This is a genomic window from Flavicella sp. (assembly GCF_037132785.1).
Lineage (GTDB): Bacteria > Bacteroidota > Bacteroidia > Flavobacteriales > Flavobacteriaceae > Flavicella.
The window spans coordinates 1-12,892 of sequence record NZ_JBAHZZ010000073.1 but is presented as its reverse complement, the minus strand read 5'-3'; the positions used below and the strand labels follow the sequence as shown (position 1 = coordinate 12,892).

Sequence of the window (12,892 nt, the reverse complement as noted above, 5' to 3'; positions counted from 1 at the left end):
TAAAAAATGTAGCTTTTATCTTTCTTGTACGTAAGTCACAAATGCTATCTGCAAAAGTAGGTGTTATTTGTAGTTTCACAACTTAAATATACGCCTTAATAAGCTAACAAACAATGATATAAAACCTAAGTTTGGATCTTTATTTTTGTCATGTACCTTGCAACGGTCTTAAGTTATTGAATGGAGGTTTGAGACCACACTTTAGTCTAAACCTTAGAAAACCTAATGATGTACACTTAAACCCTAATATTGAATACAAATCTTATAAAAGAAATAAAAAATATTTGATTTTTTTACTAACTTGAGAACTCGTAGAAAAGTTATTCTAATTTGTTTGGCTAACTAAAAAGCCATAAAAAAAATTGGAAATAACTTTGCGGTAACAACAAAAAAAGGGCAACCTATATCAGTATAATACATAATTTGAGATACTTTAAATTCGCTCTCTGTTTTTTGCTTTTTTATATGCCTTTAGGACGGGATTGTAATCTTATTATAAATCAAGTTGACGCAATCCTTCTCCCAAAGCCATTGCCACTGCATTTCCTAAATTAAAACTTCTTACTTTTCCAGAAAACGGAATTTTTACACATTGATTTGTATAAGTATCTATAACTTCTTGAGGCAAACCATCAGCTTCTCTACCAAAAACAAGCCAATCTCCCTCTTGATAATTTATATCGTAATACGTTTGTTTTGCACGTGTTGTAAAAAAGAAAACACGAGGCATATTCGGAATACTAGAAACCAACTCCTCGAAATTATTATGATACGTTAAATCTAAATCACTCCAATAATCCAATCCAGCACGTTTTACTCTACTGTCAGTTATTTCAAAGCCCAAAGGTTTTACCAAATGCAATCGACTTAAACTCCCCACACACAAACGCCCAATATTCCCAGTATTATTTGGAATTTGAGGATTTACCAAAACAATATTAAAATTAATTTTTTTCATTAATGAATCTGAGTCTCTAAATAATGTTCGTCAATACCATAAGCATCTTTAATTCCTTCGATCTTTTTATTTAGTGCTTTTTCATCAATCTCTTTATTTGATTTTGTAGCTACCAACATCACATTTTTACGTGTATGTTCATTAGAAACGAATTCAAATATTTTTGTTTGATAATGTCTTTTCTCTAAAATCAAAGCACGAATGGTATCGGTTACCATTTCATACTGGCGCTCCTTAAAAATACCATATCTTAAAATTGGATTCTCTTGTTCCTTGCCTTTTAATGATTGACGAATTTGTTTATGGCAACAAGGCGCACAAACTATCAAGCCCGCTTTGGCAACAATACCTTTGGTAATTGCATCATCGGTAGCAGTATCACAGGCGTGTAAGGCAATTAAAATATCAATTTTTTTATTTGAGTATTCTTGAATTGGTTTACATTCAAATTTTAAGTTTTCAAACTCACATTTCTCAGCAACACCATTACAATAATCAACCAATTCTTGACGTAACTCAATTCCTGTGATAGTGACATCCATTTTTCTTTGTACAACTAAATAATCATACAAAGCAAAGGTTAAATAACCTTTACCTGAGCCCATATCAACAATTTGAATATGTTTAGGTAATTTCGCATTTGAAATTAACCCTTCCATAATTTCAAGGTATTTGTTAATTTGGCGAAACTTATCTGCCATTTTAGGTATCACATTATTCTCAGCATCTGTTACACCTAAAAAACGAAGATACGCTCCCATATCTGCTCTTCTCTCTTTTGGCTTATCATGAGAAACTGGAGGTTTATTTGTAAAACTAGGAGCTCCGTTTCTATAGGAAACAACTTTATTTTTTGAAACAAAAACCTGTAAATCTTCTTTTAAAGTAAAAACAACTGCAGTTCTAAATATTGTTAATAAAAATTCTTGTAATACTTCAATGCCTTCCGCAACTCCGTAATTTTTTACTTGATCATTTGTTTTATAGTGATAGGTAAAAGACATTTTCACTTCTTCTTGAATCAATACCAAACGAACATAAACATTTCTTAGTCCATCGTTTTTACGCAAAGGTTTACTTAAGGTGATTTTTACAAAATCATCAGTGGTGATACTTGTTTGTATTACTTCTGAAAAGGTATTAAATGTACTCATAATAGTATGATTGTTTAAATAGAGTAATTGTTTAACTGTGTTGTAAAATTGTCAATTTCTATAAAGTTGCCAAACTAGCTTTTAATGTTTCTATTTTTGCCAAAGCATCTGCTTCTTTATTACGTTCTATCACAATTACCTTTTCTGGTGCATTGTTTACAAAACGCTCATTGCTTAATTTTTTCTGAACAGATTTTAAAAACCCTTTCGTATATTTTAACTCTTCTGTTAACTTAGCGATTTCCTCTTCTACATTAATAGCACCCGAAACTGGAATAAAATATTCATTCGATTTTATTCTAAAACTCAAAGCACCGTCTACAGCAGCTTCTATATTTTCAATTTTTGATGTATTTCCTAATTTTTCAATTACTGTATTAAAAGTTTCACTCACTTTTTCATTATCCAATACAAATATTTCGATAGTCTCTTTAAAACTGATATTTTTATCTTTTCTGATTTTTCTAATCCCAGAAATCACTTCAGAAGCAAATTCAAAATCAGTAATAATTTTTTCATCAAAAGAAACCAATTCTGGATATTCAGAAATAATTAAAGCCTGCTCTGGAGTTCTTTTAGCAATAAACTGCCAAATTTCTTCCGTTAAGAAAGGCATATAAGGATGTAAAACCTTCAAGTTATCTTCTAAACAAACGATGGCTGCTTTGTATGTAATCACATCAATAGGTTGTTGGTAACCAGGTTTAACCATCTCTAAGAACCAAGAAGAAAAATCATCATAAATCAACTTATAAATCGTCATCAAAGCTTCAGAAATTCTATATTGCTCAAAAGATTTTTCTATTTCAACCAATGCTTTTTGAAATTTAGCTGTATACCAAGCGATCGCTATTTTAGACGATTCTGGCTGATCTATAGTTTCAGAAACTTTCCAACCATTTATCAAACGGAAAGCATTCCACACTTTACTTGAAAAATTACGTCCTTGTTCACATAGGTCTTCATCAAATAACAAATCGTTTCCTGCGGCAGCACTTAACAACAAGCCTGTTCGAACTCCATCTGCACCGTATTTTTTCATTAACTTAATTGGATCCGGCGAGTTCCCAAGGGATTTAGACATTTTTCTGCGTTGCTTGTCTCTTACGATACCAGTAAAATAAACATTACTAAATGGTTTTGCATCGGCAAATTCATACCCAGCAAATATCATACGAGCCACCCAAAAGAAAATAATATCTGGACCTGTAACCAAATCATTTGTTGGGTAATAATATTTAAACTCTTCATTATCAGGGTTATTAATTCCGTCAAACAGCGATATCGGCCATAACCAAGAAGAGAACCAAGTATCCAAAGCATCTGGATCCTGTTTGAGGTCGTCTAACTTTAAAGTAGTATTTCCCGTAACTGTTTTGGCTTTTTCTAATGCTTCTTCTTTAGATTCTGCAACTACATAATCTTCCAAACCTTCCCCGTAGAAATAAGCAGGTATTTGGTGTCCCCACCATAACTGACGAGAAATATTCCAATCACGAATGTTTTCTAACCAGTATTTATAAGTACTATTATAATGTTTTGGATAAAATTTAATATCCTCATCTTTTAAAACCGCATCTAAGGCTGGTTTTACAATATCTTCCATTTTAAGGAACCATTGTACAGAAGTTTTAGGCTCAATAACAGCTTTTGTTCTTTCCGAAATACCAACTTTATGCAGATGTTTTTCCGTTTTCACTAATGCCCCAGACGCTTCTAATTCCTTTGCTATCTCTTTTCTTACTACAAAACGATCTTTTCCTTCATAATGCAACCCTAAAGAGTTTAAAGAACCGTCGTCATTTAAAATATCTATTACTTCTAAGCCGTGTTTTTCTCCAATTAGTTTATCGTTTTGATCATGAGCAGGTGTAATTTTTAAACAACCTGTACCAAATTCTAAATCAACATATTCATCCTCAATAATAGGAATTACTCTATTACAAATAGGTACAATTACTTTCTTTCCTTTTAAATGAGAAAAACGCTCATCTGTTGGATTGATACAAATGGCTGTATCTCCTAACAAAGTTTCAGGTCGTGTAGTGGCAATAGTAATTGTTTCTTCAGATCCTTCAATTTGATAGTTGATATAAAATAAGTTACCCTGCTTTTCAACAAATTCTACCTCTTCATCAGACAAGGTTGTTTTTGCTTCAGGATCCCAGTTTACCATTCTATATCCACGATAAATCAATCCTTTTTTAAATAAATCGACAAATACTTTAGAAACGGATTCACTTAAATTATTATCTAAAGTAAACGCCGTACGATCCCAATCACAAGAAGCTCCTAATTTCTTTAATTGCTCTAAAATTAGCCCCCCGTGTTTATCAGTCCATTCCCAAGCATGTTTTAAAAATTCATCACGAGTTAGATCCTCCTTATTGATTCCTTCTTCTTTTAATTTTGCAACTACTTTAGCTTCTGTAGCGATAGACGCATGATCAGTTCCTGGCACCCAACAAGCATTAAAACCTTTTAAACGAGCACGACGAATTAAAACATCCTGAATGGTATTGTTCAACATATGTCCCATATGTAAAACTCCAGTAACATTTGGTGGAGGAATGACAATTGTATAAGCCTCTTTTTCATTAGGAATTGAATGAAAATATCCATTCTCCATCCAATAGCTATACCATTTATCTTCTACGTTTTCTGGGTTGTATTTATTTGGAATCATCTAGAAATGAGTTGTAATTAATTATCTGCTTTTTGTAAAAGTCACAACGACTTTTTTTAGTGATGGCAAAAGTACAATTATCTATTTTAACTAAAAAGTTAACAAACCTATTATTTTGTAAGCTCAAAAATATGTTTACATTTGTAATTGTAAAACACTAAAATTATGAAAAAAATATTAATTGCTATTACGTTATTTATATCAGCGTTTTCAATAAGTGCACAGACAGCTGAGCCAACTGAAGACTTTGATACCGATACTCCTAATTTTAAATTTGAAGAGGAAGTAATTGATTATGGAAAAATAAATAAAAACACTGATGGAAACCGTGTTTTTAAATTTGTTAATACGGGTAACAGTCCATTAATTATTACCAACGCAAAAGGAAGTTGTGGATGTACGGTTCCTACATATAACAAAGAACCGATTATGCCAGGAGACTCTGGAGAAATAAAAGTAAAATATGCTACAAGTAGAGTCGGTAGATTTTCGAAAACGATTACACTTACTTCTAATGCAAATGAGCCAAAAAAAGTTTTAAGAATTAAAGGAGAGGTATTGAAACTTACCGAATAGAGATAATATCATTTTAACATTTAAATGACGTATTAAATCGTTTCTTTTTATTCCTATTTCACATAAAAACAAAATTGATATAATAACTCACATAAAAAAACCTTTCTGTTGAAAGGTTTTTTTATGCTTTAAAATTCCTGTCTAAAATTCCTAGAAATTTCAAATACCTCTTTCAGTATCTCTATCTCTTTTTCGTCTAATTCTATATTTTTGAAAGCACACATTTTTTTTGCATCGTTTATCGATTTTTCCAAGATATAAGTGGTCTTAGAATTTACAACTCCCCAACTAAAAGAAGGTATAAACTTAGGAGGAAAACCAGCACCAAAAATACTTGTTGATATTCCCACTACAGTCCCAGTATTGAGCATCGTATTAATTCCCAGCTTAGAATAATCTCCTAAAAACAAACCGCAAAACTGTCTGTTAGAATCTACAAAACCACATTCTTCATAATCCCAAACCTTTACTGTACTGTGGTTATTTTTCATATTAGAACAATTTGTATTCGCTCCAAAATTACACAACTCTCCTATTACCGAATTCCCCAAATAACCCTCATGCCCTTTATTAGAATACCCAAAAAACACCACGTTTTTAATTTCTCCTCCTACCGTACATTTAGGCCCTACTGTAGTTCCTCCATAAATTTTTGTCCCCATTTTCACAACGGAATTTTTACCAATTGAGATAGGTCCTCGCAGCATACTACCTTCCATTACCAATGCATCCTTACCAATATAAACAGGTCCTTCAATAGCATTGATTGTAACAAACTCCACCACTGCGCCTTTTTCTATAAAAACATTCTCTATTCCCAAGATTTGATTAGTCCCAGAAATAGTTTCTGATATTCTATCCTGTGTGAGTAAGTTATAATCCGAAACAATAACTTTGGCGTTTTTAGAAAAAATATCGATGCTTTTTTCAATTTTAACTACTTCATTTTCAAACTCAATCAACTCATAATCGTCAAAATCTACTTCATCTTGAAACTGAGATGCATAAAAAACAATCACCTGATCTTTAAAAACTACTGCTTGATTTTTTGACAAAAATTGAATCTCCTCTATCAGTTTTTCATTTGGAATCACTGAGGCATCGATATAAACATTTTCTTCAAATTCTACGATTGGAAATTTATCCTGTAAATACTCTTCTGTTAGATATGTTACAGTAACACCTAGCATTTTCTCCCATTTTTCTTTTATTGTAAGAATTCCAATTCTAATTTCTGCCACAGGACGAGTATAGGTAAACGGCAAAAGACGATCACGAGACGCTCCATCAAAAAGTATGTAATTCATAGGCTTTTCATTTCCACAAAGATATCAATTTGACTCGAATGTATTACCCTAAATTATACAATCAATCTCCCTATGTAGACTAACAGCGCCCCTGTTTTCATAAAAACCAATCACATTTATAATGTTTATTAGATATTACAAATTCAAGTAACAAACCAAAAATATATCATCACAAAAGAAAATCCGAAAAATTTCACAGTAATACTTATACCATTTTAACATTTAAAATAAAACTGATATCACACGGAATTTATTGAGAATTCACAACAAAAAAGGCTTTCCAAAATGGAAAACCTTCTTTTTATATCTAAAGCAATTCGTTTTTATTTATTCAAATACATTTTTCTTCTAGAGTACAATTCATAGAATGTATCGTCTTTTAGGTCATCAATAAACAAAATACTCTCGCCAGTAGACTTCATCTCTGGTCCTAGTTTTTTATCTACATTTGGAAACTTATCAAAAGAGAATACCGGTTGTTTAATCGCATATCCTTCTAATTGAGGATTGAAAGTAAAGTCTGTAACTTTATTTACTCCTAACATCACTTTTGTAGCATAATTTACATAAGGCTCTCCATATGCTTTTGCTATAAAAGGAACCGTACGAGATGCTCTTGGATTTGCTTCGATAATATAAACGATATCATTTTTAATTCCAAACTGAATATTCATCAATCCAACAGTTTTTAAAGCTATAGCAATATTCTTGGTATGCTCTTTAATCTGATCCATCACAAACTCTCCTAAATTAAAAGGAGGCAATGTTGCGTTAGAATCTCCAGAGTGAACGCCACAAGGCTCAATATGTTCCATAATTCCAATGATATAAACATTCCCGTCAGCATCACAAATGGCGTCAGCTTCCGCTTCAATAGCACCTTCTAAATAATGATCTAACAATAATTTATTTCCAGGAATAGAACGTAATAAACTTACTACATGCTCTTCTAATTCTTCTTTATTGATAACAATTTTCATTCCTTGACCTCCTAATACATAAGATGGACGAACTAAAATTGGGAAGTCCAATTGATCTGCAATTTCTAAAGCTTCATCAGCATTTGTCGCTGTACCAAACTGTGGGAAAGGAATTTCTAATTCGGTTAACAACTCAGAAAAACGACCTCTATCTTCCGCTAAATCCAAGGCTTCAAAACTAGTTCCCATGATTTTAATACCATAAGCATCTAATTTTTCTGCTAATTTTAAAGCAGTCTGCCCACCCAATTGTACAATCACTCCTTCTGGTTTTTCATGACGAATAATGTCATAGATATGTTCCCAAAATACAGGCTCAAAGTATAATTTATCTGCCGTATCAAAATCTGTAGAAACAGTCTCTGGATTACAATTGATCATGATTGTTTCATAACCTACTTCTTTAGCGGCTAAAACACCGTGTACACAACAGTAATCAAATTCAATTCCTTGCCCAATTCTATTAGGTCCAGATCCTAAAACAACAACTTTCTTTTTATCCGTTACAATAGACTCATTTGCTGAAAAAGTTTTTCCATCAACTGTAGTCATCGTATTTTCAAACGTAGAATAGTAATATGGAGTACTTGCAGTAAACTCAGCAGCACAAGTATCTACTAATTTATATACCCTGTTGATATTTAATTTTTCACGTTTTTTATAAACTTCAGACTCCAAACAACCCAACATATGAGCTATTTGTCTATCTCCGTAACCTTTTTGTTTTGCTTCTAACAACAATTCTTTAGACAACGTATCTAATTTATACGATGTTATTTCCTTTTCTAAAGAATACAACTCTTCATATTGTTTCAAATACCACATATCAATTTTTGTGATATCGTGAATTTTACTTAAAGAGATACCTGCTTTTATCGCATCATAAATAATAAAAACCCTATCCCAAGACGCGTAAGTCAACTTTGAAATAATCGTATCATAATGAGTTTCTTCTTTACCATCAGCGCCTAAACCATTCCGTTTAATTTCCAATGACTGTGTTGCTTTGTGCAATGCCTCTTGAAACGAACGTCCAATTCCCATTACTTCACCAACAGATTTCATTTGCAAACCTAAAACTCTATTACAACCTTCAAATTTATCAAAGTTAAAACGAGGAATTTTCACTATTACGTAATCCAAGGTAGGTTCAAATAATGCAGATGTATTACCTGTTACTTGGTTGTTTAGTTCATCTAAATTATAACCTAAAGCTAGTTTGGTAGCTATTTTTGCAATAGGATATCCTGTTGCTTTAGATGCCAAAGCAGAAGAACGAGATACTCTTGGATTGATTTCAATCGCAATAATATCTTCTTTTTCATCTGGAGAAACGGCAAACTGAACATTACATCCTCCTTCAAAATCACCAATAGAACGCATCATATGAATTGACATATCACGCATTTTCTGAAAGGTAGAATCACTTAGTGTCATTGCTGGAGCCACAGTGATAGAATCTCCTGTATGAATCCCCATAGGATCCATATTTTCAATAGAACAAACAATTACAACATTGTCATTTGAATCGCGCAACAATTCAAGTTCGTATTCTTTCCATCCCATCATCGCTTTGTCAATCATTACCTCGTGGATAGGAGAAATTTCCAAACCCGATGATAATAAATCGTCGAAGTCTTCTTCTTTGTACACAATGGATGCACCCGCACCTCCTAAAGTATAAGAAGCTCTAATCACCAAAGGAAATCCAAATTCCTGAGCAATTTCTTTTCCTTTTAAAAACGATGTAGCAGTTGCTTGAGGCGCCATTGGAACTCCAATTTCCAACATCAATTCACGAAATTTCTCTCTATCTTCTGTTACGTTGATTGCGTTTATATCAACACCAATCATTTCAATACCATACTCTTCCCAAATGCCTTTTTCATCAGATTCAATACATAAATTCAATCCTGTTTGACCTCCCATCGTTGGTAAAACAGCATCAATATTAGGATGAGCTATTAGAATTTCTCTAATTGATTTTGTCGTCAGAGGCTTCAAATAGACATTGTCCGCTAACGACGGATCTGTCATAATTGTTGCAGGGTTAGAGTTGATTAATGTTACCTCAATACCTTCTTCTTTTAATGATCGAATAGATTGAGAACCTGAATAATCAAATTCACACGCTTGCCCAATTACAATTGGACCAGAACCTATAATTAAAACCGACTTGATTTTTGTGTTTTTTGGCATCCTAAATTATTTATATAACGAAAAGGTAATCAATACCTTTGAATTTAAAACTTACATATTTATAGATAATTCAAAAAAAAGGTGTTACTAACAAATAGTAACACCTAATTTATATGAATAAAATATTCACTATTTCTTTGGTCTTGGAGAAGATGAAACTGACAATCTCTTTCTTCCTTTAGCTCTTCTTCTAGCTAAAACCTTACGTCCATTAGCTGAAGCCATTCTTTCTCTAAAACCGTGTTTATTTCTTCTTTTTCTCTTTGATGGTTGGAATGTTCTTTTCGGCATTACTTATATTTTTAAATCTTTTTTATTAATCATAGCTTCGGCACAAAACCTTCCGCTAAAAGCGTGGGCAAATATACAAAACCTTTTATGTATGGCAAGTTGTTTTACACAAAAAAACAAAAAAAATACTATCCATATACAAAACACGAAATCAAAAACACTTAATCCTCTAATAATAATAGATTTAAATCAAATACATATTGTTCTCTCTAGAAACCATCAAAGGAATTCAAGTTTTTTTACAACTGTCATTTTGTCACATTAAACTGTCTTGTAGTCAGAATATCATTTTTGGTATTTTTTTTGACTAGTCAAAATCATAACTATTGTAATAACAATTAAAACATATAATTATGGCTAAAGGAAATATTAATGTTTCGGTTGAGAATATCTTCCCATTGATTAAAAAATTCTTGTATTCTGATCACGAAATTTTTTTACGTGAACTTATTTCAAATGCAACAGATGCGACTACTAAAATGAAACACCTTGTTACTATGGGTGAAGCAGGTGACCAAGAGTATGGAAATCCTATTGTAGAAGTAATCGTTGACAAAGAAAAAAAGACACTTCGCATTATTGACCAAGGAATTGGAATGAATGAAGAAGAAATTGAAAAATACATCAACCAGATTGCTTTTTCTGGAGCCGAAGAGTTTATTGACAAATACAAAGATAAAGTAGAGGACTCAGGAATAATTGGTCATTTTGGTTTAGGGTTTTATTCTGCTTTTATGGTTGCCGATAAGGTAGAAATTATTACCAAATCTTACAATGATGCTGCTGCAGTTAAATGGAGTTGTGATGGTTCTCCTAACTATGAAATTGAATCTATAGAAAAAGAAGAAAGAGGTTCTGAGGTTGTTTTGTATATTTCAGACGATTCACTCGACTTTTTAGAAGATTCAAAAATCAACGAGCTACTGAATAAGTACAACCGTTTTAACCAAATTCCAATCAAATTTGGAACAAAAGAAAAAACGTTACCACTACCTCAAGACGCTGAAAAAGATGCAACTCCTGAAAAAATTACTGTAGACAATATTATCAATAATGTAAATCCTGCTTGGACAAAAAAACCTGCTGATTTAAAAGCTGATGATTATAACAATTTCTATAGAGAATTATATCCTTCGCAATTTGAAGAACCTTTATTCAACATACATTTAAATGTTGATTATCCCTTTAACTTAACTGGAATCTTATACTTTCCAAAATTGAGTCCAAGTATGGATATCCAAAAGGATAAGATTCAATTGTACCAAAATCAAGTATTCATTACCGACAATGTAGAAGGAATTGTACCTGATTTCTTACAAATGTTAAAAGGTGTTATCGATTCACCAGATATTCCTTTAAATGTTTCTCGTTCTTATTTACAAGCAGATGGAGCAGTAAAAAAGATTTCTGGTTACATCACTAAAAAAATCGCTGATAAATTAACGTCATTATTTAAAAACAATCGTGAGGATTTCGAGAAAAAATGGAATGACATCAAGGTAATTATTGAATACGGAATGTTATCTGATGATAAGTTCTATGACAAAGCAAAGAAATTTTCTTTATTCCCTACTGTAGATGATACTTACTTTACAATTGATGAGTTACAAGAAAAAATAAAAGCAGCACAAACAGACAAAGACGGAAACACGATTGTTTTATACGCAGCTAACAAAGAAGCACAGCACGGATATATTCAAGAAGCTAAGGAAAAAGGATATGAGGTATTGCTACTAGACTCTCCTATCGTTTCTCACTTGATTCAAAAAATTGAAGCGAGCAATGAGAAATTAAAATTTACTCGTGTAGATTCTGATCATATTGACAATCTTATCAAAAAGGATGAAGAAAAAATTAGCAAGTTAACTGATAAGGAAAAAGAGACTTTAAAACCAATCATTGAAGCAAACGTTCCTAAAGAAAACTATACCGTTCAATTAGAATCATTAGATTCTAAAGCAAACCCTTTTAGCATTACAGTTCCTGAATTCATGAGAAGAATGAAAGAAATGAGCAAGTCTGGAGGTGGTGGAATGTTCGGAATGGAAAACATGCCAGAAATGTACAATCTTGTTGTAAATACCAATAACGATCTGATCAAAGAAATTCTTGACAACAAAGACGAAGCTGTTCAAAAAGAACTGATTGGTCAAGCATTTGATTTAGCAAAATTATCTCAGAACCTATTACATGGAGAAGACTTAACAAACTTTATCAAACGTAGTTACCAAATGATCAAGTAAGAATCACGAGATATTACAAACATAAATCCCATCTACTTAAATTGTAGGTGGGATTTTTTTATTAGAAAAAAAGAAACACAATGCCGAGTCACAACAAGTCTATCCAACATATAGTGAAACAGAACTTTCAAATAAATAAAAAAACTACTTATAATTACTCGTCACATTTTATCTATTTTTACAGTTCGAAAACAAAACACCATGTTTAGCAAAGAAGAAGCTGCGATTTTAAGAAAATATTTTTGGACAAGCTACGGGAAATCATTTCCTAGAAAATGGCTTTTATACAATACTAAAATAAAAGGATTTAGTTTTAAGTTTCTGAGTTAGTCATTTAGTTTCTGTATCTTAGTGTCATTAACTATAACAGATATGGATGTTTTTCAAGGTCAAAATATACTGAGTTTTATAAAAGAACTACCAAATGATGAAGCTTGTAAGGCTTATTTAGCCAAAATAAAATGGTCTGAAGGTTTTATATGTAGTAAATGTTGTGGC

9 protein-coding genes and 1 pseudogene are annotated in these 12,892 nt (G+C 32.0%); 4 read left to right on the top strand and 6 right to left on the bottom strand.

The window, feature by feature from the left end:
• Positions 1–493: 493 nt before the first annotated feature.
• From V5787_RS04875 to V5787_RS04865, 3 genes are read right to left on the bottom strand one after another with little or no spacing between them, the layout of a single operon-like run.
• Entirely contained in the window at positions 494–958 is a 465-nt protein-coding gene (locus V5787_RS04875) for a tRNA (cytidine(34)-2'-O)-methyltransferase (protein ID WP_336892146.1), read from the bottom strand.
• The gene (locus V5787_RS04870) at positions 958–2,112 is read right to left on the bottom strand and encodes an SAM-dependent methyltransferase (protein WP_336892145.1); all 1,155 of its coding nucleotides are present in this window, start codon (positions 2,110–2,112) and stop codon (positions 958–960) included. The genes V5787_RS04875 and V5787_RS04870 overlap by 1 nt, the downstream gene beginning before the upstream one ends.
• Before the next feature lie 58 nt (positions 2,113–2,170).
• Complete coding sequence (locus V5787_RS04865) at positions 2,171–4,798, bottom strand: valine--tRNA ligase (RefSeq protein ID WP_336892144.1); 2,628 nt, start codon at positions 4,796–4,798, stop codon at positions 2,171–2,173.
• 165 nt (positions 4,799–4,963) lie between these two features.
• On the opposite strand from V5787_RS04865, the gene V5787_RS04860 reads away from it, so the two are divergent.
• Entirely contained in the window at positions 4,964–5,374 is a 411-nt protein-coding gene (locus V5787_RS04860) for a DUF1573 domain-containing protein (protein WP_336892143.1), read from the top strand.
• Positions 5,375–5,502: 128 nt separating this feature from the next.
• Here the strand turns inward: V5787_RS04860 and V5787_RS04855 are convergent, their stop codons facing one another.
• The 3 genes from V5787_RS04855 to rpmH all read right to left on the bottom strand — a co-directional run bounded on the left by V5787_RS04855 (position 5,503) and on the right by rpmH (position 10,151).
• Positions 5,503–6,681, bottom strand: a complete 1,179-nt coding sequence (locus V5787_RS04855) for a GlmU family protein (protein ID WP_336892142.1) — start codon at positions 6,679–6,681, stop codon at positions 5,503–5,505.
• 323 nt (positions 6,682–7,004) lie between these two features.
• Positions 7,005–9,860 carry a carbamoyl-phosphate synthase large subunit gene (carB, locus tag V5787_RS04850; protein WP_336892141.1) on the bottom strand — a complete coding sequence of 952 codons (2,856 nt, stop codon included), beginning with the start codon at positions 9,858–9,860 and terminating at the stop codon, positions 7,005–7,007.
• Positions 9,861–9,989: 129 nt separating this feature from the next.
• On the bottom strand, positions 9,990–10,151 hold the full coding sequence (rpmH, locus tag V5787_RS04845) for a 50S ribosomal protein L34 (RefSeq protein WP_336892140.1): 162 nt from the start codon (positions 10,149–10,151) through the stop codon (positions 9,990–9,992).
• 353 nt (positions 10,152–10,504) lie between these two features.
• On the opposite strand from rpmH, the gene htpG reads away from it, so the two are divergent.
• The 3 genes and pseudogenes from htpG to V5787_RS04830 form a co-directional block, all read left to right on the top strand.
• The gene (gene htpG / locus V5787_RS04840) at positions 10,505–12,394 is read left to right on the top strand and encodes a molecular chaperone HtpG (protein WP_336892139.1); all 1,890 of its coding nucleotides are present in this window, start codon (positions 10,505–10,507) and stop codon (positions 12,392–12,394) included.
• A gap of 201 nt (positions 12,395–12,595) precedes the next feature.
• A pseudogene (locus V5787_RS04835) lies at positions 12,596–12,718 on the top strand (DUF4268 domain-containing protein); the annotation flags it as partial.
• A 48-nt stretch (positions 12,719–12,766) separates the two neighbouring features.
• Positions 12,767–12,892: transposase (locus V5787_RS04830; protein WP_336891419.1), on the top strand; the 126-nt coding region annotated here is incomplete at its 3' end.